Below are 25,433 nucleotides of genomic sequence, written 5' to 3'. Positions count from 1 at the left end.
GATTGCACATATCATCAAGTTTTTGCCTGAATTCTTCAGACACCTGCCCGGTCAGCTCCATGTATTCATGAGTTGCCTTGTCTAAAAAATCATGATGCTGTGCGGCAGCCTTGAGCACTGCTTCTTTTTTATCCATGTATTCCATAGCAATGTTCCCCCCTTCAGTTCCCTGCTTCTTTTTTGTCCTTTCCCGCCAGCGCATCTTCCAATATCCCGCTGACCTCATTTGAGGCCCGCTGCATGGCCTCATCCCTATAATGAGCATACCGCTGCGTCATCTGCGGGCTTTTGTGCGTCATCAGCTTTTGCAGCGTGTACATGTCCACCTTGCCGCTGCTGGCAAGCATGGTGGCGTACACATGCCGCAGCCCGTGCAGCGGGCGGAAGCTCTCCGGCAGCCCGGCAGCCTTTTTGATCTCCCTCGACTCTCTGGCTATGTCCTTGCGCGGCCCGCCGTCTCTGGCCGGAAAAACATATTCGCCGCCCTGCTTCGGAATGGATTGCAGCAGCTCCCGTGCGCTGCTGTTCAGCGGGATTTTCTGGCTCTTGCCGCCCTTCGGCTCCCGGATATGAATGAATCCCCGCTCAAAATCCACGTCCTGCCATTGCAGCTTGAACAGCTCGCCCCGCCGCATTCCGGTGAACAACGCCAGCCGCATCATGTTTGCCGCCGCAATATGATGCGTTTCATCCAGCACCTTAAAAAGCCGCTGAAGCTGCTCAGGGCTGAGGTCTTCAGTCTTGATGTTGTCCACTGCTGGCATTTCAATCTTGAACGCCAAGGGCGCAACCCAGCCGTGGCCACAGCCGAAATTGACAATCCGCTTGAGCAGGGTCAAAACATGCTTGACGGTCTGCGGCGAATGCGTCTTCAGCAGGCTGATCCGCAGCCGGTCTATGTCCAGCTTGGAAATTTTGCCGGGTTCTTTGTCGCCGAAGGGCTGTTGCAAATGGTTCTCATATCTGCCAAGATCAGAACGGGCGGACATGTTGTCCCGCAGCTGCGCCCGGTATTCCTCCCACAGCCTGCCAAGCGTCCAGCAATGCCTGACTTCCTCAGCAGCTTTGCGGGCCTCCCGGTTGCTCGGCTCTCTGCCCTCCATCCGTTCGGCGCGAATGCCCGCAGCTCTGGCCGGGGTCATGTCATCCTGATATTGACGGCCCGCCTTCTCTTCAATCAGCTTTCCGTCCTTCCGGTAGCGGATGTAATAAATCCGCTCCGGCCTGCCCGCCTTCGCCGCTGTCCCTTCGATGTAGAACACTCCGGCATATTTAGTTTTGCACCTCTTCATGCTCGCCATAGCTGATTCCTGCTGCTATCCTTTTTTGAGGCGGGGGAGATGCTCCCCATATCATTCCCCACGAACATGCTTAATATACTTGCATCCTCCGGTAAGTCAAGAGAAAGAAATAATCCTGTAGTTACAGGTTATAGTATAGAACAAGAGAAGGAGGGGTAAAACGAGGGAGGGGGTATTTATCGGCCTTCTAAGCCGTAGGTTGCAGGTTCGAGTCCTGCTTGGCGCGCCAGTGATCAGCTTCCGATCTATTTCTCACATTTTTTCGTGGTGCTGCCTTATGTTGGCCGCCTCGCCGCCGCCCGCAGCAGCCCTGCCGCCCATTCCGGCGCACCCGGAGCAAGCACGTGGGTGTACAGGGCCAGCACATTGTTTTTCAGCAGGCCGTCGCGTTTGCTCTGAAAACCAGTGCCCCGCTCCATGCGCAGGGCCAAATTTTCCGGTGCGCCGTCCCAATTTTTGACAACGGAATAGCGGAATTCATGCCCCTTGATCTGCGTGCCGACGGGATAAAAGGGGTTTTTCCGCTCAACCGTGAAGGCGGTGTAGCCATGCGCCTGCGGCTTGTCCGACATGGCGAAAGTGACCGGAAAGACCCCGGCCAGCGGGTATTCTGTCCCATCGACGATGATCGAGCGGCCAAGGAAAATCAGGCCGCCGCATTCGGCGTAAATCGGCAGGCCGCGTTCCGCCGCTTGGCGGACAGATTCGCGGAAGGATGCATTTTCCGCCAGCCGTCCTGCGCTGGTTTCCGGGAAGCCGCCGCCGATGTAGAGCGCGTCCAAACCGTCGGGCAGGCGGTCGGCGGTCAGGGCGTTGATTGTGATCAAGTCCGCCCCGCCCTCGCGCAGAGCATCAAGATTTTCCTGATAATAAAACTGAAAGGCCGCGTCGCGGAGGATGCCGATGCGCACTTTGGCCGTGCCGCTGGCCTCCTGCAAAACGGGCGGCGGCTCGAAACAGCGCGGCTCCGCCAAGCGGGTGATCAGGTCGAGATCAAAATGCGCCTCAGCCAGCGCGGCAAGCTGACTCACCGCCGTCTCAGCGTTCGCGTCGCCGTACTCTTGATGCGGAATTACGCCAAGATGGCGCATGGGGAAGATGTCCTCAGTCAGACGCGGAATGACCCCGGCCACCGGAATGCCCGTGTCCTGCTCCACCGCCTGTCGAACAACCTGTTCATGGCGTGGCGAGGCGATTTGATTGAGAATAACCCCGGCGATGCGCACCCGCTTGTCCAATTCGCGGCAGCCCAGCACCATCGCCGCGACCGTGCGCGTCGCTTTGCTGCAATTGACCACCAGCAGCACCGGCAGGTCGAGCAGCACCGCCAGCTCGGCGGTGGAGAACTCGCCGTCAGCGGTCACGCCGTCGTACAAACCTCGGTTGCCCTCAATCAGGGCGAAATCCGCGCCCGCCGCATGACGGCGGAAGGATTCCGTAATCGCCGCCGCGCTCATCAGGAAGGGGTCGAGATTCCAGCAGGGCTGGGCAGCGGCGGCGGTCAGCCAGCCAGCGTCGATGTAATCCGGCCCTTTTTTGAACGGCACAACCCGCTGGCCGCGCCGCCGCAAAGCCGCCGCCAGCGCGACCGAAGCTACCGACTTGCCGGAGCCGCCGCTCAGTCCAGCGATGATGAAGCAGCGGGTTGCAGAACTTTTCTTGTTCATCTCTTCCTTAATGTCCATCCCGGCCAAACTCGCCCCACAGCCGCCGGTACATGCTGTTCAACGCGTCCTCAAGCTGCTGCCGATATTTTTCCACCGTCTCAGCGGTCAGTTCCGGCTCAACCCAGATCGGCTCGCCGTATTCCAAAATCATCGGGCTGAAGGGCAGAGGAATGAGAGTGCGGTCCCACGAATTGAAGGCCTTGCAGCGTTTCGCCGCCCAGACGATGGGCATAATCGGCGCGCCGGATTTTGCAGCCACGAGAATCGCACCCGGCTGCGCTTTCAGCGGCGGGCCTTGCGAGCCGTCAGCGACGATGCCCGCGTTTTTCCCCAGCCTGACCTGATCCACCATGCCTTTCAAAGCGCGCACGCCGAAGCGGTTGGACGAGCCGCGCACAGTCTCGAAATTGAGCAGATGAGCCACGCGGGCGATGTATTCGCCGTCCTTGCTCGCGCTGACCATCGTCACGCCCGGATGCCGCCGCATGTGGTGGAGCGAATACAATACAGAATAATGCCATATAGCTATGATCGCTGCGCCGTGTGCTTGCGCCGCGTGCAACTGCTCCTGGCCGCGCAGTTCAAGACGGCAGGTGCGGAACCAAAGCGAGGACAGGGCAACATACAGCCGTGGCACAACGGCTATTGAGGTTTTGTAGAGCAGATCAGACAAGTTTGTTATTTAGGGCAATATTTTTCTGTAAACTGCTTGGTGATCGCTCCAAGCCGCGCATCCAAGATAGAATACACCTTTTCCTCAATCCAAGCAGGAACGCCTCCGTAAAAACTCTCGGCTATGCCGCCGGTGATGCAGGCAATGGTGTCTGAATCGCCGCCAAGCGAAATGGCATTGCGGAGCGCATCTTCAAAATCTGTCGCATCCAGAAAAGCGCGGATGGCTTGCGGCACGGTTTCCTGCGATGATTCAGTAAATTTATATGTTGGCCTGATTTCATCTATATGACAGCTCATGTCATAGCCGAAACTTGTCTCGACATACTTGCGGATTTCTGCTTTTGTCCTGCCAGTGCGGGCAAGGAATATCGCGGCGGCAGTCGCCTGTCCGCCTTTGATGCCTTCAGGATGATTATGCGTGACCGCCGTGAATTCCGCCGCCTTTTTCAGCACCGTGTCTAAGTCATCAAACGCCCAGCCTGCCGGACTGATCCGCATCGCCGCGCCATTGCCCCAGCTGTTGTACGGTTCAGGATTTTTACTCTGCGCCCATATCATAAATCTGCCTCCGTATCCGGCGGTTGGATACAGATCGCAGAAGGTTTGGAGATTTTCGACATACGGCGTGCCGGTGAGCAGGGTGTCGGCTAAGGCAACAGTCAGCACTGAATCATCCGTGAAAAAGCATTTCTCTGTAAAGAGAGGAACATCTTTCGATTTGACATTATGCCATTCGTAGATGGAACCGGCTATGTCTCCTGCAAGTGCGCCAAGCATTTCATCCTCCTGTGAAAATACATTGAATTTCATTTGTCGCTGTTCCCGGCCAACTTCTCCTTCAGCCGCTCAATCGTCCACTCCAGCCGCTCCTCAATGGCCCCTTCTTGGCCCGGCACGCGGCAGGGTTTGAGATGAGCGCGGATATCTTGCAGCGTCGTCACATCCTCCTGTTTGCCAGTATATTCCAAATTCCACAGGGCAAGGTCAATGGCTTGGAAGGCGGTGTAGGGGAAGGGCGAAGGCAGGTCTGCTGGGTCGAAATCTTGGTGCGCTTGGATGATTTTGCCGATCAGGGCAGCATCAGCTTTGGCGGCGAGAGCGCGTACAGCTCCTTGCCGGACGTAATGCAGCGGATGGCCGAGCAGCTTAATGCCGCGCTCTGTTGGGGCGATGCGGGCCAGTGCGCTGCCGAGGCGGTATTCCCTTTCCTGCCACCACGCATCATTTTTGTCCGCGATGCCGCCGCTGTTGTGGTCGCGCTGCTCACGCCATTCCGCTTTGGCCTGCTCCAGCTCGTTCAGCTCCTTTTCCATATCTCTGAGGGCTGGTTCATAGTTCATGCGGCCAAGCCAGAAGAGGCAGCGTGAGCGCAGGGCTTCCTCCTTGCTGCGGTCGAATTTGGGCAGCAGTTTGAGCAAGAATTGTGCGCATTCTTCCCGCCCGGTATTGCCAAGGGCATCGATGGCGGACAGGCGGGTGCTGGTTTTCTGCTGCTGATCGTTGATCAACCTGGAAAGAGCGTTGCGGACACGCTGATCCAGCTCTGAAAAATCTGCCGCCTTTTTCTCGCCCCGGAAGGAAATGAGCTGGCCAAGGCTGGTGACAGCCGTTTCCCGCATGTCCAGATCAGGATGCTGAAGCAGGGCCAGCAGTTTGTCTGCCGACATCCATTCAGGATAAAATTCAGCAGCAAAGCCAATGGCTCTGGCCGCCTCCTGCGCCACATCCTGATCCGCATCATCCATGAGCTGGGCAAGCAGCTTTGCGGCCTGTTCGGTGAAAACAGGAGCAAGAAGTTGGGCCGCCTCTTTTCTCTCGTCAAAATTGCTGACAGCTTGTTTTTTCAGTGCATCCTTGAATGCCTGCTCCTGCCAGGCCTGAAGCTGAGGAGAAAAATTATTCATCCTGGCCAAAGCAAGGGCTGCTTGAAGCAGCACGTCGTCTGAATTGCTGTCTGCCAAGAGCCTGACGATCTCCGGCGCAGCCGATTCCGCCTTCAGCTGGCCAAGGGCTGAGGCTGCCGCACTCCGCACGTCTTTATAACTGTCCTCTTGAAATTCTTCATTCAGGAACCTGATGATCTCGTCTGAATTATCATACGTCAAGCTATCTGTCAGCAGCCTGATGATCTCCGGCACAGCCGATTCCGCCTTCAGCTCGCCAAGGGCTGAGACTGCCTCACTCCGCACATCTTTATTACTGTCCTCCAAGAGCTTGACGATTTCCGGCGCAGCGGATTCCACCTGCAACCGGCCAAGGACTTCCGCTGCCGCATTCTGCACGCTTGACTCGCTGTCCGTCAAGAGCTTGAAAATTTCCGGCACAGTCTTGTATGCCTTCAGTTGTCCGATGGCTTTGACTGCCTCACTCCGCACGTTTGAATTGCTGTCCTCCAAGAGTTTGATAATCTCCGACACAGCCGATTCTGTCTTTAGCTGGCCAAGCGCTGAGGCTGCCGCACTCCGAACTTGCCAATCGCTGTCCGTCAACAGATTGACAATCTCAGATTCAGCCGTGTACGCCTTCAGTTGGCCGAGGGCTTTGACTGCCTCGCACCGCACATTTGAATCGCTGTCGGCCAAGAGATTGACAATCTCCGGCACAGCCGTGTACGCCTTTAGCTGGCTAAGGGCTTTAACTGCCGCTCTCTGCACTTCCCAATTGCTGTCCGGCAAGAGCTTGACGATCTCCTGCGCAGCCGTGACCGCCTTCAGCTGGCCGAGGGCTTTAACTGCCTCGTGCCGCACTTCCCAATGGTTGTCCGCCAAGAGCTTGACGATCTCCGGTGCAGTCGTATACGCCTTCATATGGCCGAGTGCAGAGGCTGCCGTACATTGAACGTATGAATCTACATATGAATCGCTGCGGTACATCAAAAGTTTGACGATCTCCGGCACAGCCGTGTCCGTCTTTAGCTGGACGAGGGCTATAATTGCCGCTGTCCGCACAGGTGGATATGCGTCCGGCAAGAGCTTGACGATCTCCTGCGCAGCCATGTGCGCCTTTAGCTGGCCGAGGGCTAAGGCTGCCGCGCTCCGCACTTCCCAATCGCTGTCCTTCAAGAGATTGACGATTTCCGGCACAGCCATGTCTGCCTTCAGCTGGCCAAGGGCTGAGGCTGCCGCACTCTGCACATTTTTATCACTGTCCTTCAAGAGTTTGACAATCTCCGGCGCAGCCGTGTCCGCCTTTAGCTGGCCGATGGCTTTGACTGCCGCACTCCGCACGTCTGAATTGCCGTCCTTCAAAAGCGTGACAATCTTTGAAACGGCATTCAGTTCAGCAAAGGCTGCGACAACCGCTTTCTTCAGCTCCGCGCCGCTCTGCTTTTCAAGCACCTTCGACAGCAGGGCGAGACTGGCCTTTGTCCGCGCCTGCGCAAAGTGTTTTGGAAGCAGATTTATGTTATCCGTTTTGTTATCCTGCAAAATTGCTTCAGCAATATCTCTCCCTTTTCCGTACAGTCCCGCCTCAATATATAAAGGAATGCGGGAAGCAAGCGGAACTTTTTTGGTCAAATCCAGCTGACTGCTGCGCTTGTCTTCAATTATTCTCCGGTCAAACTTTTTGTCCGCTTCAATCTCAGAGCGGGTAAAATAAACTTCATGGAGAAACCTCCGCTGATGAAATATATCCCGGCCTGTCATTGAGCCTTTATACACTTCAATCCGATCAGAAATGCTTTCCTTCGGACTGAGCTGTAAATACCGGCCATAATAATTCACCCGCCAGTTGTTGCCCGCAAAAAGCAGTCCGCCTGCAATCAGCACCGCCGCGCTGCCAATCGCCAGCCGTTTCCTTCGCTGCCGGTGCTTGAATTCCCGGTTCCATTTATCAATGGATTCAGAAAAAATATCGTGATACAGCTCGTACCAAAACTCCTCACCCCGCTTCTGCCGCCGCAGCACCGCACAGTCTTGCAGCTTATCCAAAACAGCTTGCAGCTCGTGTGCGGCAGCGCGGGTCAGCTCGGCCAGCCGCGCCAGCGGATGCGCCACCTTGGTGGCCCGCTGCCCGATAAGATGATCAAAGGCGGCTGAGGCAAGAGCCTGATCTTTCTTGCTGAATCGCTGAATTTTGCTCAGGAAATAGCTCTCTAAAATACCCTTGGCCCGGCCAGCCTGCTCATAGGCCTTCTGCGTGATCTGCTTGGCCGCCTCGTCCCGGTGATGCTGCCACAGCTCTTGGCAGACGATCTGCAAATGCGGCGGCTCCACCAGCAGCGGCAGCTCGTTCAGGTTGAGCAGCTCCTGCACGCCGAACTGCCGCTCCTGCTCGCGCTTGGCCAAATCGTTCAGCACCTCCTCCAGCAGCGATTTGCCGCCTTCCTGCTGCTCAAAACGCCAGCCAGTCGGCTTCAGCGGCTCCTCAATCGCCAGCCGGGCCTGATCGCGGGTCAGCTTCTCCAAACGGAAATAGCTGTCAAACACGCCGGGCAGATAGGGCTTGAAGGCGTTCAGCTCCAAGGCGAAATCCTCGCGCATGGAAAAGACAAAGGAGGCAGGCAGACTGCGGTCAAGAACCGCCGCACTCAATTCCTCGATGAAGGGCAGAAACTCGGCCCGAAACCGCTGGTAGTTGAAAAATTCCTCGAACTGATCGAGCAGAATGATCTGCTGGCCACTGCTGAAGAGCGTGCAGGCGCGGAGGATGTTTTTCAGCGAAACATTGTCCTTGTGCGGCTCGCCGTAATGCTCGCTCACCGCCTGTTTGAAGGCCTGCGGCGAAGCGGCCCAGTCGCGGTGATAGATCAGCTCGATGTTGCTGTCCTCGCGCAGGACAGGCATGATGCCCGCTTGCAGCAAAGAGCTTTTGCCTACGCCGCTGGCCGCTAAAAGCAAGGTCAGGCGGTTGGCGCGGATTTTATCCAAGAGAATGCTGATTTCGCGGTCGCGGCCAAAGAAGCGGTCTTTCTCCTGCTCAGTGAACGGCTTCAGGCCGATATACGGCTGAAAATTGGCATCTGCCTGCGGTAAGGAATTCATAAGGCGGCCTCCAAGTTCTGCACAAACTCGGTCAAAGCAAGATCGTGAACTTTCACTTTTTTCGCCTGCCAGAAATTACGGGCAAACTCAGAACTGTTTTCCTGCACAACAAGGGCCGAGGCATCCGGGTGCTGCATGTCGCGCAGAAATCTGACCAGCAGACGTTCCTCCCAGCTCTCTGGGTGATGCCCCAGAAACCACAGGGAGCAGAGAGAGCTTTTCAGCCTGCTGCTGATGTAGTCAGGAAAGAGCTTCTGCTGCTCCATCACCTTGTTGAACATGAAATAATCCCGCTCCGCCAGCAGCAGGTGCTCCTGCCCGCCGACTATGCCGCCGCGCAGCCGGTAGATGACTGCTTGGCCGTTCTCCAGCGGCGCATGGGCGGAAACGTTCTCCGGGGTGCAGACGCTTGCTGTTCCATCCGCTGCGGTCAGCAGGCATTTTCCTTCTTCCATATTCGGGTAGATTTCAACAAAGCTGCGCCGCCGCGCCCGCAGGCTTTCCTGAAGCAGGCAGTCGTAGCAGGTTGAAATGACGATGAACGGCTTGTCCAAGCGGGCCAGCAGCTCGTGCAGACTGACAGCAGGACTTTTTTTGTTCAGCAGCTCACGCAGCGAGTCAACCAAATCCTTCCGATTGCTCTCCGGGGCAATCAGCTTCTGCTCGCAGAGTTCGGACAGCGGGCCGGGAAAGTCCTCTTGGCAGAGATGCCGTTTGATCTCAGCAGTGGAAGGCAGCAGTGCGCCGAGCAGATGCGAGGTTTCCTGGCCAAGACAAAGGATGACTTCGCCTCTGGCAAGCTGTTTGGCCAGCCGAGGATAATCAGGCCCGGCGACCGCGTTTTTGCTTTTTTTATCCAATGATTCCAAAAAACGGACAAGCGTTGCCCATTCCTCAGCTTCCGCCGCCGCATTGCCTATTTTTTCCAGCAGCTCCTCGTCGCTGGAGCCGATTCCTTCCTCCTCCATCCGTTTGAATTCGCTGCGGGCGATGTCGCAGAGGCTGTCGGCAAGCTCGAAATCCATAAGCAGGCTGCGCAGCTGTTTCTTGGCCCGCGCAATGCTGTCAGCAGGTGCTGCGTCAGGACGCAGCGCGGCAAAAGCAGGAATAAGCCGCTCAATCTCTGGGTAAATGCTTTTCAAATTGGAGACAGCCACTGCATGGCCGCGCTGGCCAGCGGCAGGATCAGCATTATGGCTGACAACCGCGATCAGCCCGCCTGCCTCATCGCAAAGCGGCGAGCCGCTGTAGCCGCCTTGGAGCTTGGAAAATTCATCGTCGTCAACATGAATGTCCCACGCCTCAATGCTTTTGAGGCCCACCGCCTTGAACGCAATCGGTTTTCCCAACCGCCCGCGAATATCCCGGAGTACGTAATTTTCCCGCGCTCCCAGATGCGGGCCGTAGCCGAAAATCTGAAACGGCAGCTCTGGCTTTCCTTTCGCTGGCCGATTGAGCAGTGGCGGTGCCTCGCCGTTCCATGCAATACGCAGCAGAGCAAGATCAACCGCGTTAGATGCGCCTACAGCCTCAATTTCAGCTTCATGCGGAACAGCATCCTCGCCGCTGGCGATGACTCTGCCGCCAAGCTGCTCCACCACATGGGCGCAGGTCAACAGAAGGAGCTTTCCTTCTTGCTGCGCCACAGCAAAGCCGGTGCCGAAGGCTTTTTTGCTGCCGTCAGCACTGGTCAGGAGGAAAATTGCCCGCTTGTCGATTGCCATTTTCAGGGCTTATCCGCTTTTGGCGAAATAGACAGCTTGATCTTCAGATTGGCACTGCCGTTCGCCTTGGCCAGAAAAACTGAGCCTTCAGCGGAAAAACCAAGCTGAAGTTCGACTTCCGCGCTGGTGATGGACATTTCTTTGTTCAGCTCGCTCCAAACTGCTGTTAGCGGATGACAGACTTTGAGCAGCAGCGGACGAACGCTGTCAATTGTTTTGTCAACTTTCTCCGGTATTCCGCCAGAAATTTGCCGCACTTGATCGGGCGGCAATTCCACTTCTACAAGAAATTGGTCTTCAAGTTCAACAAGCTGATTGGACATGATGCAGGTTCTCCTTTGAAGTTAATGCGAAAGTGTCATTCAACAGGCTCAGGGCGCGTTTGTTATTGCTGCTCTGTTTGATGTCTTTTCCTTGACGGCGCCAGCAGCCCGCCGGGCCGAAAAATCATCATCAGAACCAAAGTTGCGCCGAAGGCCAGCATCCGGTAGTCGGCCAAGGCGCGCAGATATTCCGGCAGGAGGATGAGCAGCAGGGCGGCGATGATCACGCCGGGAATGGAACCCATGCCGCCCAAAACCACGATGCAGAGTATGACCGCCGATTCCATGAAGGTGAATGAGGCCGGGTTGACAAAGGTGGTTTTGGCGGCGAAGAGCACTCCGGCCATGCCAGCCCAGAACGCGCCGGAGGCAAAGGCGGCCAGCTTGATCTTGGTTTTGTTGATGCCCATTGCCCGGCAAGCGGTTTCATCCTCGCGCAACGCGGCCCAAGCACGGCCAATGCGGGAATTTTGCAGGCGGCTGGTGGCGAAGACGGTGAGGATGACCATCAGCAGCATCAGATAATACAGATACGTCAGGGACTGGTCGAGCGTCATCTTCAGGCCGAAAAAGCCGGGCCGGGGAATGCCGGAAATGCCGCTCGGCCCTTGCGAGAACGCTGTCCAGTTTTCCAGCACAAGGCGGATTATTTCGCCAAAACCAAGGGTGACGATGGCAAGATAATCGCCGCGCAGCCGCAGCACCGGAAAGCCAAGCAGGATGCCGAAGAGTGCCGCCAAAAGGCCGCCAATCGGCAGGGCTGTCCAAAAGCCGATGCCGAAATGCAGGTTGAGCAGGGCATACGAATACGCCCCGACCGCGTAAAAAGCGACGTAGCCGAGATCAAGCAGTCCGGCCATGCCGACCACGATATTCAGGCCAAGTCCCAGCAGCATATAGAGCAGGGCGGTGCTCATGATATTGACTTGGTAGGTCGAGACCAAATGCGGGAAAACGGCTGCCGCCAGCAGCAGGGAGGCGAGCGCGGTCAGGCGGACTGCCGTTTTGTCGAAGAGCCGCAGCTGTTCTCGCGGAGCGGCGTATTTTTTCTTTGCCTTGACAGCCGCAACGGCATGGCCTGCCAATGAGCCGAGAAATCCAGCAGCGGCGGCATAGAAAAGATTCTGCCACCGCCAGATGATAACACGCTCATCAGGATTGACCTTGATCACCAGCAAAGGAAAGGTGAGGAAGGCGAACCAGAGGGCAGTGAAGGCGGCTTTTTTCAAATGAGCGAGCAGCATGGTGATCAGATGCTTTCTTCCAGCTTTTTTTGCACCGTTGGGAAGAGCCGCATGTCGGTGTGCGGCAGGAAGAGCGCGGCCATGTAATGCTGCATGAAGTCCTGATTTTCGGACAGCTCCATGTTGGTCATGAGCTGGCGCACGCCCTCGCGCTCGCGGAAGCGGCTCATGTCGCACATGCTGATCTGGCAGCCGAGGAGCGAGGCGTTGCCGAGATAGTAGAAATGCTCGCGGTCTATGTCCGGCAAAAGGCCGATGCAGATGGCCTGCTCCAGATCAAGATACGCCCCGAAGTTGCCTGCGAGGATGACCTGATCCAGATCGGCGAAGCTGAGGCCAACTGATTCCAACAAAGTCTGGTAGCCCGCATACATCGCGCCTTTCGCCCGCATCAGGTTGTCTATGTCCACCTCGGTGAGGATGATATCCTCGCCGATCATCGAATTGTGCTTCCAAGCAAGGACATACTCCCAGCCGCTGCTGCCTTGACGGACGCGGGGCGTGTCGAGGTCATGGCGGAACTTGCCCTGCTGATCAATGACCTTGTTTTCGAGCAGCTCGGCGACAATGGCGATCAGGCCGGAGCCGCAAATGCCGCTCGGCTTGGTTTGCCCGACCGTGACCAGCATCGGCTCCAGCGTTTCCGGGTGAATCTGGAATTTCTCAATCGCCCCGGCTGAGGCCCGCATTCCGTACTGAATGCCGCCGCCCTCAAAGGCTGGCCCGGCGGAACAGGCCGCGCAGACGAGCCAATCCTTGCCGCCGACGACAATCTCGCCGTTGGTGCCGATGTCAATGAACAGACTGACTTTGTCCGATTTGGCTATCTGGCAGGCGTGCGCGCCGGAGACAATGTCGCCGCCGACATACGAAGCCACGCAGGGATAGAGAAAAAGCCGGGTGGACGGATGGGCGTGAATGCCCAGCTCCGCCGCGCGGGTGAGGGGAAATTCGCTGACGCTGGGCACATAGGGAGCCTCGCGCAGGTATTTCGGATCAATGCCGAGCAGCAGATGCGACATCACCGTGTTGCCTGCGGCCATCATATAGGCGATGTCCGACGGGCTGATGATCAGCTGGCGGCAGATATCCTCGATGATGCTGTTGATGGTGGCCACGACCTTGGCCTGCAAGGTTTTCAGGCCGCCGGGCCGGGCCGCATAAATGATGCGCGAGATGACATCTTCGCCGAAGCTGATCTGGCCGTTGTAGGCCGAGGATTCGGCCAGCACCTCGCCGCTGTGCAGGTCGAGCAGCACGCCGGAGCAGGTGGTGGTGCCGATGTCAATCGCCAGGCCGTAGAGCTTGCCGGTGGTGTCGCCCGCCTCAATGTCGATGATGCGGAACGGATCGCCTTTGTGCCGCCCGCGCAGGAAGAGGAGCGTCACCTTCCAGTCCGCCTCGCGCAGGGTTTTGGGCAGATAGGTGATGAGCTGCGGCAGGTCATAATACGGATCACGCGGGTCAGGCCAGTGCTGGCGGATGCCGCGCATCACCCGCTGCATGTCGGCGATGTTGTCCTCGATGGTCGGCGACGGCAGCTCCAGATAGAGCTTGCTCACCGGCGGATCAACGCTCCATGTGCCGACCAAGCTGTCCAAGGCTTTGGCGGAGATGGCGCGGGTGGTCTTCGGCTTGCGCTTCAGCGCCTTGCCGCCTTTCGTGGTCAGCTCCGGGATCGTCACTTCCACGTCCGACTCCACCACCGAACGGCAGGCCAGCCGGAAGCCCTTGTCCCAGTCCTCCTGCTTGAGGTTGGCCTTGTCCGAGCGGACTTCGCCCTTGACCAGCACCTTGCATTTGCCGCAGACTCCGTCGCCGCCGCAGCAGGCATGGACATAGACTCCGGCCCGCGCGGCGGCGTTCAACAACGTGTCGCCTTTGTTGACAACGGCGGTGATATGGTCGGGCAAAAACGTGATCGTGTGCTTCATGCAAGGCTCCGTTAGTGTGCGCTGAAGAAAGAAACTGTTGCGGAAACAAGAGAGTATAGCATGACACAGGCGGTTCGGCAACAAGGGAAGGAGCGCGGCGGTTTGGCCACAGCGCTGATGAAGTGCTGAAGCCCTTGCGCACGGTGCGCAGCCAGACATCCGGCTCGGCGGTCAACGGCTCGACATCAGTGAAGTTGGAGATGTGAGGCAGGTCAAGCAGGGCAATTTCAACATATTGCCGACCAACAGGGGCGTAGCCTATACCTGTTGAGAAATGCTGCGTTGCCAGCCGAGAACGTCGCCTGAGGAAAGGTCGGCAGAAATAAAAAAGAGCGGCTCGCAAGAGCCGCCCCTTTGCTGTTCACCTTGGGATTGTAAGGATCACCTGCTGGTCAGCTTGACCCGCATGGAAAAGGAGTCCCACCCTTTTAGGGCGAGATAAGAATCTCTCTATGGGCAGAATGAAGATGCTACGGCACGACGTAAGTGATTACGAGCTTATCGTGCTATTCCTGTTTGTCGCGGTCAAGCAGTGGGCAGGATGGACAAACGACTGTTTGCCCACGAAGAAGCTGACCGGCGGGCAAGCAAAAAGACGCTTGTCCACCCTACAGTGCTATGTGACTACCGCCGTAGTCCATAATCATGTTTAGATGCAAAAAAATTAAAAATAGGTACAATCATGTATATTAGACGTTAACCCATATGTGTTTAATTTCTGCCATGCACCATTTTTCTTTTTAAACCGAGTAAATGCTCTTTCACTTGTATATTCAGAACGATAGAATCCAACAAAGCTCATCCCAATTAATTTACTTTCTTGAATTCCATTCAAATTGTCAGCCTTTGAGACTTCTTGAGTCCGTACACATGTAATCGCAACGTCGCGACATCCTTTTTCTTTGCAAGAAGAATGTCCTTTCTGTATCGAAGCAATCCAGCTATTAAGCAATTCATCATCAACTTTTACTTGTGACTCCGAACATCCGGTCAAGATTAAAATAGAACTGATTGATATTATGATTCTATAAAATTTCATCATCCTGTCCATATTATTTGATTTAATGCCAACGCGAAAGCCAATCTCACCGATACACTTCTTTCCTGTGCCTGATGCGGACAATGGTAACATACTCAGCAGCCTCTACCACTTCGTACACAATCCGGTAATCTCCCACGCGGATACGATAGATGAATTCGGTGCCCTGAAGTTTCTTGGCACCAAGCGGCAGCGGCTCCCAGGCCAGTTGCTCCACCGCCGCCACAATTCTGGGAATCATCTGCCGATCAATCTTCCGCAGCTCTTTCGCCGCAGATGCCCGCCATTCAAGCCGGAAGGATGCCATCGGCCTGCAATTCCTTGAGTAGCTGCGCATGTAAAACCGTCTGCTCCTTCCGCCGTTCGGCAGCGGCAGCCAGATCAGCCAAGTCTTCCATCAGCTTTTCGTAAGCAGCAAAGGGAAGAACCACAGCTTTCTTCCGTCCCTTTCCATCTACTATGAATTTGGGGCGCAATTGCGACACAGTATTCATGTCAGCCTCCTCGTGAAGTTTGTTCAAACAGCGTAGAACAAGATGCGGGTTCTGTCAACAGAATCTCTCACACCCTCAGCAGCCTATAAACCGCCTCCATGTCCAACTGCCGCCGCAGCACATCCGCCAGACGGTCAAGGGCAGGCTCGATGTCGTACCGTGCGCCCGCGCCGTCCAAGGCAGCCAGCCCTTTGCGCAGGCGGAGGCGGTTGAGCAGCCAGCGGCGGAAGGAGTCGCTGTCGAAGATGCCGTGCAGGTAGCTGCCCCAAGTTCTGCCGCTGGAATCCGCGCAGCCGCAGGCAGCACCGTCCTCAAAGGAAAGCAGGGCCGCCGCGCCTGTCCCGCTCAAGCCGTGATGAATCTCATAGCCGCGCACCGGCAGACCGGAAGGCAGATGCACGCCCTGTCTGCGGATCAGGGTTTTCTCCGCCGCCAGCTCGGTGCGCAGGTCGAGCAGGCCAAGGCCGCTGCTGACGCTGCCTGCTTCGCCTTCCAAGCCGTGCGGGTCAGCCACGGCCTGGCCGAGCATCTGGAAGCCGCCGCAGATGCCGATGACCTCCGCTGTCCCGGCCAGCCTGCGCACGGCCTCGGCCAAGCCGCTTTCCTTCAGCCAGGCGAGGTCTGCCGGAACATTCTTTGATCCCGGCAGAATGACGCAGTCGGGCCGACCCAAGTCCTCGGCCTTGCGCACGGTGCGCAGCCAGACATCCGGCTCGGCGGCCAGCGGCTCGACATCAGTGAAGTTGGAGATGTGCGGCAGGTCCAGCAGGGCGATTTCCACATGCGGCCCGGCAGGTTTGGAGCCGTCGTACATGCCCGCCTTGAAGCTGACCGAATCCTCCTGCGGCAGGCCGAGATCAGGCAGCCAGGGCACCACCCCGAAGACCGGCCTGCCCGTGCGCTGCTCCAAGAAGCGGTGCGCGTCCGCCAGCAGGCTGGCATCGCCCCGGAAGCGGTTGACGATGAAGCCCGCCAGCAGCCTGCGCTCCCACGGGGCCATGACCTCGACATGACCGACAAAGGAGGCGTACACGCCGCCTCGGTCTATGTCGCCGACCAGCAAGGCCGGCGCCTGAGCGTGCCGGGCCATGCGCATGTTGACGATGTCATGCGCCTTCAAGTTGACCTCGCCCGGACTGCCCGCGCCCTCCAAGATCATGCAGTCGTGTTCCGCAGCCAGCTCGTCATAGGCGGCGCAGACGGTGCGCCACGCCTCCTCCTTATAGCGCACGTACTCGGCCACGCGCATGTTGCCGACCGGCTTTCCCAGCACGATCACCTGGCTGCCCACGTCGGAATTCGGTTTCAGCAGGACAGGATTCATGCGCACGTCCGGGTCGAGGCGGCAGGCCTGCGCCTGCACCACCTGCGCCCGGCCCATCTCGCCGCCGTCCTTGGTCACGCCGGAGTTGAGCGACATGTTCTGCGCCTTGAACGGGGCCACGCGCAGGCCGTCTTGCAGGAGGACACGGCACAGCCCGGCAGCCAGCACGCTCTTGCCGACATCCGAGCCTGTGCCAAGCAGCATCAGGGCCGGAGTGCGCTTGCTTGCCGCGCAGCGGGCTGTCCGCTCTGTGGAAAGCAGGCCGCGCAGCGCCTGAGCAAGACGGCTGTTCTCGTCCTCCTCGCGCACGGCGACGCGGAAATACTGACTGCTGAGACCTTCGTAGTTGCCGCAGACCCGGACAGCAATCTTGCAGTCATGCAGGAGCCGGTCGGCTATGTCAGCGGCAGTCGGCGGCCAGCTCAGGCGGACAAGGAGGAAGTTGGCCGCGCCGTCAAAGACCCGCAGCCGGGGAATGGCGGCCAGCTCAAGGCGCAGCGCCTCCCGGTTGCGGCGCACCAGTTCCTGACTGCGGCGGACGTAATCAGCATCGCCGAGCGCGGCGGCTCCGGCGGCCTGCGCCAGCGTGTTCACCGCCCAGGGCGCGATCTGACTGCGGATGCTCTCGCAGTGCTGCTCGGCAGCGGCAAGGAAGCCTAAACGCAGTCCCGGCACCGCGTAGAGCTTGGTCAGCGAGCAGAGGGTGATGATGTTCTCGCGGCAGCAGGCCACGCTCTCGTATCCTGCAATAAAACCGGCGAAGGCCTCGTCGATCAGGAAGAGCGTCTCCGGGCAGCGGTCAGCCAGAGCCAGCAGCTTGCTGCGGTCGCACATTCTGCCGGTCGGGTTGTTCGGCTGGCCGAGGATGAGCAGGTCGCCGGGGAGGAGCAGGCTGTAGAGCTGGCGCATGTCCGGCTGAAACTCCTCCTCCTCGGCCAGCGGCACGGACATCACCTTGACTCCGGCACTGGCGCAGGCCTGGCGGTAGTCCACATAGGCGGGCACCGGAATCACGGCCCGCTTGGGCTTGAGCGCGCGCACTGCGGCGTGAAGCAGCTCGGAGCTGCCGTTGCCGACGATGATCTGGCCGGAGCCTATCCGCCACTGATTGGATATGGCCTTGACCAGCTCCGCCGCGTCCGGGTCGGGGTAGTGGACGATGTCCTGCATCCGCGCCGCCAGCAGGTGCCAGAGCTGCTCAGGCGGGCCAAGCGGGTTGATGTTGGCGCTGAAGTCGAGTATCTCGTCAGGCTTGCAGCCGCAGCGGGCCGCAAGGTCGCGCAAGTTGCCGCCATGCGTGCTGTTCATGAGCGTGTCAGATGGAATGAAGTGGAGAGGCAGCGGAGCTGGCCCGACGGCAGTGCAGGACCATGCGCATCTGCCGCAGCACTGTACCGCTTCTTTGCGCCGACGGCAAGCCGCTGTTCTCAAGGGTGACTGTCAGACAAACTGGTGGGTACCCATCAGCGTGTCTGGTGGGTACCCATCTGAATGCCTGATGGGTACCCTTGAGAAAATCTGAAGGGCACCCACTAACGTCTCTGATGGGTGCCCACCAGATTTTCCGGCAGCGCAGGGGCATGACATGTCATGCCCCTACTTCCCCCTCTGCGTGGCAAGTATACGTTTGAATGCCTCGCTGAGGTTGAAGCTGACCCCGAAGACGCTTGGCTTCAGCTCAAACAGGCTGTTGAATGCTTCCGAGCCGGACTCCTTCTCATCCTGCTGCGCCTTGATCATCCGCAGCAGTTCAAGCAGCTGATCTTCCCTGTCCGGCTCAATCGTGCCGAGAAGCTGGCGCACGCTGTACTCCTTGTCCGAGCCGTCAGGAATATACATGTCGTTGCCTCGCTGGGCGTACTTCACCAAGGTCTGATAGTCCGCACTGCACGCCGGATCATCCGGCATCGGAATCCGCTCGCTCACGGCCAGCTTCTCAAAGCTGTTGTTGATCTCCCGCAGCGTGAACCAAAGGAAGCTGAGGAACTCCTTGCGGCGCGGGCCGTTCACCCAGAGATAAATGCGCCGTGCCTCCGTATCTGCCTTGATCACCGCTTCCGTGCCGCTGGCCTGATCGTGCAGCACCGCGCCGGTGCGCCAGCAGAGACCCGCCTTGATCTGCTTATGCCGCTTGACCAAGAAGCGGGGCATGACCGAGGGCGGCAGGAAGCTGTGATAATGCAGGACGAAGCCCAGCGCGTTCTTGTACTCAAAGGTGAACTTCGGCTCCGGCACAGGGAGAAGCTGCGGGATAAGCACAGCCTGGCTTTCGACCGGGTAGCACAGCTCGAACTTCTTCATCAGTTCCAGCAGATACACATGCGTATGCGCTGGGTAGCAGTGCTTCTCCCCGTCTTGCTGCTTCAGGATGCCGTCCAAGCAGTCCGCGTGCAGCACGCCCTTGCTGTCCGACATCTTCTCGGCAGTGATGATCTTGTACACCGCATTGGTCACCCAGACGGGATCGAGCACGTGCATGGCCTTGAGGATGAAGTCCTTGAAATGCACGGCCACGCCGAGATCATGGAGGAAATCCACCAGCGTCTCGCGGTTCTCATCCCCGGCAATGCCCGCATCGGCGCACAGCTCGCCGTAGTCCTCGCGGCTGATGTAGGGCGTGCTCATCTGCTCGATGCGCTGCTTGACCGCAAACCAGGTCTTCGGCCAGCGGATGCCGATCATCGGCACCTGAGCCAGCTCCGTGAACAGGCTTTCTTTAAACTGGGCAATGCCTGCGCCGCTCTTGCACGAGGTGCGGAAGAAGCCGCGTATTCCCTTGTACTTTCCTTGCAGAAAAGGCCGGTTGATGTCAAACGAGGGGTTGCTGTCCTGCTTGTTGAGCACCACCAGCACGGGCGAGTCGCCGCCAAAGCTCTCGATGTGCTGGAGCCAGTATTCGGGCCGCTCGTCCTTGCGGCCATCGAGCACGAGGACGTACAAGCTGCGCTTGGAGAGGAAGAACTGGTGCGTGGCGTGCATGATCTCCTGCCCGCCAAAGTCCCAGAGATTCACCTTGATAGGCTGGCCGCCCGCCTCCACATCCCAGCCCCGGATGCTGATGCCGTGCGTGGTGTCTTCGTCCTTGTCAAATGCCTCGCCGAGGAGCTGCTTGACCAGCGAGGTCTTGCCTGCTGCGCCGTCACCAACGAGGAGGACTTTTATCTCGTTGAGGGCGGACTCACCGGCTTGGAGATTGGCGAAATACTCCCTGATTGCATCAATACCCTTAATGGCTATTTCATACGGCGGGGAGGTGAGGGGATTGAGGTCAAGGAGAAGATATTCTAACTTGGGAAGCTGGCAGATTTCTGGCGGCAGGGTGGTGAGCTTATTACCGTAAAGGTCAAGCCCCGTCAAGTTCGTAAGCTGGAACAGCTCTGACGGCAGGGCGGTGAGCTGATTACCGAAAAGGGAAAGCTCCGTCAGGTTCTTGAGCTGGCAGATTTCTGACGGTAGGGCAGTTAGCTTATTATTCCATAGGGCAAGTTTTTGTAGATTCCTAAGCTGACCTATCTCAGGCGGCAGGGTGGTAAGCTGATTATCTCTGAGGTCAAGCCTCGTCAGGTTCTTGAGCCTGAACAGCTCAGGCGGCAGGGCGGTGAGCTGATTACCTCTGAGGTAAAGCTCAGTTGCCCCGCTTGCCTTCGCCTCCTCTATCACCTTCAGCAGCTCTTTATTCGTCATCGCCTGCGCACCTGTGGTGGTTGTGGGGTAGGGGCGGTTCGCGAACCGCCCTTATGGTTGGCATCCTCAAGGGAACCCTGCCGCCAAAGCAGAGGGTGCCTGCCAATTTCCCGGCAAGGCTCCTCCCTGTTCCACGAGAAGGAACCTTCTCGCTTGACTAGAAGGCTCCTTCTCATTCTGTGGGAAGGATAGGGTCGGTTCACGAACCGACCTTACGGGAATCATCCTCAAAGGAACCCAACAGATTTGCCGCTGCTCTTCAGCAGGCGTTCTTTTCAACAAGCTGCCCGGCAAGATACTTATGCACTATCTCCTGAACAAATAACTGGCATTGAGTGCCTTTGTGCGCCGACCGCCGCATAATCTCAGCCATGTCCGAGAGTTCCATAGTGATATTCAGACTTGTTTCTTTGCTCACAAAGTTGGCGGCAGCCTCCCGGAAAAGCTGCTGCTGTTCTGGAGTTACAGGAGGAAGATTTTTTGTGTCCATTTGCTCAAGCGCTTCAAACAAATCCTGCTCTTCCTGATCAAGCGGAATGGTCGTTTTAGGTGGAGTCATTTTTCAGCCTCTAATAAATACAGGAATTCCCTGTTTGGAAAGATGGTTTTGAGAAAGAGTCGTGTTCCGTCTCGAACATAGGGCACACAATATGTGTAGCCATTCATCTCTACAACTAAAATACGCTGATGTGGATAGCGTTTCGTATTGGGATGAGGGAAGTCAGCCAATGCTCCTTCGCTGAGGAGAGCCGCAATCACCTCCTGAAAGGTAACGCCCCGCTCGCGCAGCAAAAGCTGATTCTTTTCTTCGTTGAAATCAAATTGCATCGCCTGCGCACCTGCGTTTGTGGTGGTGTAGGGGCACGACATGTCGTGCCCCTGCGGGAAAAAACCTCAAAGGAACCCTGCAACCAATCTGGTGCTGCGCCAGATGAACCAGCATACCCCTCGCGCCATTCTTTTCAACAGGATAATTGCCTTGCGCCTGCTGCGCACTGTTCACGGGCGCAGCTCCAAGGCCGCGAAAGGCGGCAGGTGCAGAATCTCCATGAAGCTGCTGACATGCCAGCGGGCCTCCAGCTCCGGGCTGCGGAAGGCGATCAGATCAACGCCAGCGGCTGCGGCGTGCGCCTGATCCACGCTGGAGTCGCCAATGAAGACCGCCTCGTCGGCAGCCAGGCCGAAATGCTTGAGGATCACATGCAGCGCGTCCGGCGCGGGCTTGGGCTTCGGCGCGTTGGCTGCGGTCATGACAATCTCGAACCAAGGGCGCAGGCCGAAGATGTCGAGGATCAGGTCCATCGAGGTGGTGCGGTTGGTGGAAATGGCCCGGTGGCAGCGCCGGGCGATGATCCGCAGGAAGTCGAGCAAGTCCGGGGCCATGAGCATGTGCCGCAGGTAGGGCGTGTAGTCCAGCGACTGCGAATGCCTGCTGACTTCCTCAAAGCTGAGGTGCGGATGCCTGCGGAAGATATGGCGGATGGAGTCGGCCACATTGTGCATGTGGACGTAGTCCATCTCCTCGTTGTCCATCGGCGGGCAGCCGAAATGGGCGAGCAGGTCGTTGTAATAGACCCGGTTGGCTTCGCGGGAGTCGAACAGCACTCCGTCGCAGTCAAAGACGGCAAGTTTGAGCATGGTGTCTGTTTGAACAGTTCCGTGAGGTTGAAGGTGATGAACGGGGGATTGGACGTGATCTCAACAGTGCTGATGAGATCGAGCGGAGCGCTATGCCTTTGCCGAGGACAGCATGATGCTCCGCGCCAAGGCAAGAGCTTCCTCGTTATTGCTGACCACGCCGTCAAGCTGGGCCTCCAGCGCGTGGCTGAGAAGCTGCTTGAACTGCGGCCCAGTCTGGAAGCCCAGCTCCAGCAAATCTTGGCCGGTGAGCAGCGGGCGGACATCGCGCAGGGTGGTGACGTAGCGCGAGACCGCTTCTTGGATGTGCTTCTTGCGGGCGATGACCATCAGACTGAGCAGAGCCTCGTTGTCTAATCCGCGCAGCAGCCAGTAGATTTCGCTGGGCCGCAGCACAGGACGGCGCAGCAGCTCGGCGGCCAGCCGCTCGGCCTGCCGTTTCCATTCCACCAGCAAGGCGCGCAGCTTAGGCGGCACCTCAAAGCGGTCGCAGAAGCGGCGCAGCTCCAGCTCCCGCGAGCGGCTGAAGAGGGCCAGCAGCCGCACGGTCCAGCATTCGCAGCGTTTGCGCTCTTCCGGCAGATACAGCAGGCGGAGCCAGGAGATAGCTTTCTCCGCCTGGGTCATGAGGTGGACAAAGCGGCGGTCTATCTTCAGGTTCGGGCGCAGGTCAGGCCAGAGCAGCGGGAAGAGGCCGAAGCTCTCCAGCCGCCGCAAGGCGGGCAGCGGCTGGTCTTCGGAGAGCACCAGCCGGATCTCATTGAAGAAGCGCAGGCCCCGGAACTTCTCTGCCGGGTGCATCTGCACCGCGCTGCGGATCAGTTTCTCCGAATGACGGTTGATGCGGAAGTCCAAGCGCAGCTCGAAGCGCACCGCCCGGAAGATGCGCGTGGGGTCTTCGACAAAGCTGAGATTGTGGAGCACGCGCAGCTGCCGTTCTTTCAGGTCATTCTGCGAGCTGAAGTAGTCCACCAGCAGGCCGAAGCGGTCGGGATTGAGATGCACGGCCATCGCATTGACCGTGAAATCGCGGCGGAAGAGGTCGAGCTTGAGCGAACTTTTCTCCACCACCGGCAGGGCGGCAGGCTCGGCGTAGTATTCAAGGCGGGCTGTGGCCACGTCCACGCGCTGCTGATCCGGCAGGATGACTGTGGCGGTGACGAATTTCTCATGCGTGCGCACAGTCGCCTGCTTGCGGGAGGCAAAGGCTTGGGCAAACTGAATGCCGTCGCCCTCGATCACCACGTCAATGTCCAAGTTGCGCATCTGTAGGAGCAGGTCGCGGGCAAAGCCGCCCACCGCATAGGCCCGCATTCCCAAGTCCTGCGCGGTCTCGCCCAGTTCGCGCAGGAGCAGAATCAGCTCGCGGCCCAAGGTGTCGGTCATCAGCCGGGCGATGTTGCGGGTGCGCTCCGCAGCGGGCTGCTCGTCCTCATGCAGTAGACTGCGCGGCTGGCGGGACGGATCATGGGCAAGCAAATGGAGCAGGTCAGTGCGCGTGACCACACCGCAGAGCCAGTCCTCGTCGTTCTCGCTGCGGACGATGGGGATCAGCCGCTGCCGCCGGGTGATGATCAGCTCCTGAATTTCGGCCTGGGTGCCGCGTTCCGGCAGCGTGGCAATGTCGGTGCTCATGAACTCGCTCACCGGCGCGTGGCCAAGCTGGTGGGCAATGGCCTTCTCCGTCGTCCGCCGCGAGATCAGGCCGAGCAGTCCCTTGGGCCGCTTGCGGTCGGCAAGGTTGCGCACCACTGGCAGCATGGTGATGTTGTAGCGGGTCAGCACGCTGCTGGCCTCGGCGCAGCTCATATCCGGCGTGACCGCCAGCACCGGCGCGGACATCAGCTCGCCCGCCATCGCCTTGGGCCGGACATGGCGGTAGAGTTGCTGGAGCAGCTCCTCCTCAGCCTCGAAGATGCTCTTGTCCGCAATCACGGCTGAAGCTGCTGCGGCATGACCGCCGCCGCCAAAGGCGCGGGCAATGTCGCCAGCATTCACCTCGGCAATGCGGCTGCGGCAGATGAGGTAGAGACGGTCGTCCATGCCGACTAAGGCAAAGACTGCGTCCAAGTTCTCCATCACCATCATCCGCCGCACCAGCACCGAGAAGTCGTCGGCATAATCAGGCAGATTAAGGCGGCTGACCGTGACTGCCACCGCATTGATGGTATATACGGTCGAGTTTGTCAGCAGCTGACTGAGCAGCGAGACCTGATCCGCCGACAGCTCGCGGCTGACAAAGTGGTTGATCAGCTCCAGCTTGGCCCCTTGCTCCAGCAGCCAGGCGGCGGCATGAAAGTCGGCGGGCGCAGTGCCTGCGTAGAGAAAGGAGCCGGTGTCCTCGTGGATGCCGATGCTCATCAGCGTGGCCTCGTCCGGGGTGAGCTGGATGCCGCGCTCCTGCAAAAGCCGGGCGAAGATGGTGGTGGTCGAGCCGACCTGCTCCACCACTTCCAGCGTGCCGCGCAGGTCGCCGGGCGCGTCCGGGTGGTGATCGTAGAGATGGATTTCCAAGCCGGGATTGCGCAGGCAGTCTTGCAGCCTGTCCAAGCGGTCGGCCTGGCGGGTGTCCACAACGATTAAACGGCTGACTTCAGTCAGATCAAGGGTCTTGAGCTTCTGGAAGCCGTAGAGGCAGCGCAGGTCGGCGGACAAATAGGCCAGCAGGCGGCGTTCAGCAGAGCCTGCAAAGACCAAGGCCGCGCCCGGATAGAGCTTCCGCGCCGCGATCATCGAGGCCAGGCCGTCGAAGTCGGCGTTGATGTGGGTGGTGATCAGGTTCATGCCGCGCAGTGTACCTGATTTGGCAAGAAGGGGAAAGGGGCGGCAGAGGCTGTTTCACGGCCTGAGCAACTGGAGGGTGCCCACCAGTTTTTTTCCTGCTCTGCCTGCCTGTTTCAAGCTGCCCTGTATCAGGTGCAAGGTAATTATCCTGTTGAAAAAAATGGCGCGAGGGGTATGCTGGTTCATCTGGCTCCCAGCCAAAGGAGCCATGCTGCGGGCGGGCGCAATGCCTTCCCCTGTTCAACAAACACCACAGGAGGGGAAGTCATGACGAATAAAAAGCTGTTGGAGAAGATACAAAAGGCTGCTGAAAGAAAGGCACCTGCTCTTGACCTGAGCAACAGCGGGATAACTCAGCTACCTGTCAAGTCCCGATAGAATTTTTTCGGCTGACCAGTTTGACATCTGTCAACCTTAGCTGGAACCAGCTAACCGCTCTGCCGCCGGAAATTAGCCAGCTAACTAATCTGATAGATATTACCTAATGTGCAACTCTTTAGACACTATATCGAATTTTAGGTTGCAATATTTTAAAATTTATGTTACTTGTTGTTTTACTTTGTTAATTTAAAATTTAAGCCCCAAAAAAGGCAAACTGGCGAAGAGGACATAAAAAT

Annotated in this window: 18 protein-coding genes; all 18 read right to left on the bottom strand. The window is 58.1% G+C overall.

From position 1 onward, the window contains the following. Window positions 1–161: 161 nt before the first annotated feature. The gene (locus tag ACNKH6_RS02680) at window positions 162–1,292 is read right to left on the bottom strand and encodes a tyrosine-type recombinase/integrase (protein WP_417914004.1); all 1,131 of its coding nucleotides are present in this window, start codon (window positions 1,290–1,292) and stop codon (window positions 162–164) included. Window positions 1,293–1,576: 284 nt separating this feature from the next. After that, window positions 1,577–2,968: a cobyrinate a,c-diamide synthase gene (locus tag ACNKH6_RS02675; RefSeq protein ID WP_417914003.1), complete on the bottom strand. Its 1,392-nt coding sequence runs from the start codon at window positions 2,966–2,968 to the stop codon at window positions 1,577–1,579. Between the two features lie 7 nt (window positions 2,969–2,975). Continuing rightward, the gene (locus ACNKH6_RS02670; protein WP_417914002.1) at window positions 2,976–3,641 is read right to left on the bottom strand and encodes a lysophospholipid acyltransferase family protein; all 666 of its coding nucleotides are present in this window, start codon (window positions 3,639–3,641) and stop codon (window positions 2,976–2,978) included. Between the two features lie 5 nt (window positions 3,642–3,646). Then, window positions 3,647–4,420, bottom strand: coding sequence for an ADP-ribosylglycohydrolase family protein (locus ACNKH6_RS02665; RefSeq protein WP_417914001.1), 774 nt, complete (start codon window positions 4,418–4,420; stop codon window positions 3,647–3,649). 29 nt (window positions 4,421–4,449) lie between these two features. Continuing rightward, window positions 4,450–8,628: a HEAT repeat domain-containing protein gene (locus ACNKH6_RS02660; protein WP_417914000.1), complete on the bottom strand. Its 4,179-nt coding sequence runs from the start codon at window positions 8,626–8,628 to the stop codon at window positions 4,450–4,452. Further along, entirely contained in the window at window positions 8,625–10,352 is a 1,728-nt protein-coding gene (locus ACNKH6_RS02655; protein ID WP_417913999.1) for a trypsin-like peptidase domain-containing protein, read from the bottom strand. The genes ACNKH6_RS02660 and ACNKH6_RS02655 overlap by 4 nt, the downstream gene beginning before the upstream one ends. Before the next feature lie 2 nt (window positions 10,353–10,354). Continuing rightward, window positions 10,355–10,675 carry a CU044_2847 family protein gene (locus ACNKH6_RS02650; protein WP_417913998.1) on the bottom strand — a complete coding sequence of 107 codons (321 nt, stop codon included), beginning with the start codon at window positions 10,673–10,675 and terminating at the stop codon, window positions 10,355–10,357. A 62-nt stretch (window positions 10,676–10,737) separates the two neighbouring features. Next, the gene (locus ACNKH6_RS02645; protein ID WP_417913997.1) at window positions 10,738–11,919 is read right to left on the bottom strand and encodes an ABC transporter permease subunit; all 1,182 of its coding nucleotides are present in this window, start codon (window positions 11,917–11,919) and stop codon (window positions 10,738–10,740) included. 5 nt (window positions 11,920–11,924) lie between these two features. Further along, a complete protein-coding gene (locus ACNKH6_RS02640; RefSeq protein ID WP_417913996.1) occupies window positions 11,925–13,853 on the bottom strand; it encodes an ASKHA domain-containing protein in 1,929 nt (642 codons plus the stop codon). A gap of 664 nt (window positions 13,854–14,517) precedes the next feature. After that, a complete protein-coding gene (locus ACNKH6_RS02635) occupies window positions 14,518–14,985 on the bottom strand; it encodes a hypothetical protein (protein ID WP_417913995.1) in 468 nt (155 codons plus the stop codon). Then, window positions 14,939–15,199: a type II toxin-antitoxin system RelE family toxin gene (locus ACNKH6_RS02630; protein ID WP_417913994.1), complete on the bottom strand. Its 261-nt coding sequence runs from the start codon at window positions 15,197–15,199 to the stop codon at window positions 14,939–14,941. Before ACNKH6_RS02630 ends, ACNKH6_RS02635 begins: the two co-directional genes overlap by 47 nt. After that, a complete protein-coding gene (locus ACNKH6_RS02625; RefSeq protein ID WP_417913993.1) occupies window positions 15,180–15,386 on the bottom strand; it encodes a hypothetical protein in 207 nt (68 codons plus the stop codon). Before ACNKH6_RS02625 ends, ACNKH6_RS02630 begins: the two co-directional genes overlap by 20 nt. Window positions 15,387–15,453: 67 nt before the next feature. Further along, window positions 15,454–18,018, bottom strand: coding sequence for a cobyric acid synthase (locus tag ACNKH6_RS02620; protein WP_417913992.1), 2,565 nt, complete (start codon window positions 18,016–18,018; stop codon window positions 15,454–15,456). A 288-nt stretch (window positions 18,019–18,306) separates the two neighbouring features. Next, complete coding sequence (locus ACNKH6_RS02615) at window positions 18,307–20,394, bottom strand: COR domain-containing protein (RefSeq protein WP_417913991.1); 2,088 nt, start codon at window positions 20,392–20,394, stop codon at window positions 18,307–18,309. A gap of 259 nt (window positions 20,395–20,653) precedes the next feature. Continuing rightward, the gene (locus ACNKH6_RS02610) at window positions 20,654–20,953 is read right to left on the bottom strand and encodes a hypothetical protein (RefSeq protein WP_417913990.1); all 300 of its coding nucleotides are present in this window, start codon (window positions 20,951–20,953) and stop codon (window positions 20,654–20,656) included. Continuing rightward, window positions 20,950–21,264 (bottom strand): hypothetical protein, encoded by a 315-nt coding sequence (locus ACNKH6_RS02605; protein WP_417913989.1) that lies wholly within the window; start codon window positions 21,262–21,264, stop codon window positions 20,950–20,952. Before ACNKH6_RS02605 ends, ACNKH6_RS02610 begins: the two co-directional genes overlap by 4 nt. A 129-nt stretch (window positions 21,265–21,393) precedes the next feature. Further along, window positions 21,394–22,032 (bottom strand): HAD family hydrolase, encoded by a 639-nt coding sequence (locus ACNKH6_RS02600; protein WP_417913988.1) that lies wholly within the window; start codon window positions 22,030–22,032, stop codon window positions 21,394–21,396. 90 nt (window positions 22,033–22,122) lie between these two features. Continuing rightward, window positions 22,123–24,816, bottom strand: coding sequence for a CBS domain-containing protein (locus tag ACNKH6_RS02595; protein WP_417913987.1), 2,694 nt, complete (start codon window positions 24,814–24,816; stop codon window positions 22,123–22,125). Window positions 24,817–25,433: the final 617 nt, after the last annotated feature.

The sequence above is a fragment of the Candidatus Electronema sp. JM genome, from assembly GCF_048287415.1.
Classification (GTDB): Bacteria; Desulfobacterota; Desulfobulbia; order Desulfobulbales; family Desulfobulbaceae; genus Electronema.
This window is presented reverse-complemented; position numbering and strand designations above follow the sequence as displayed.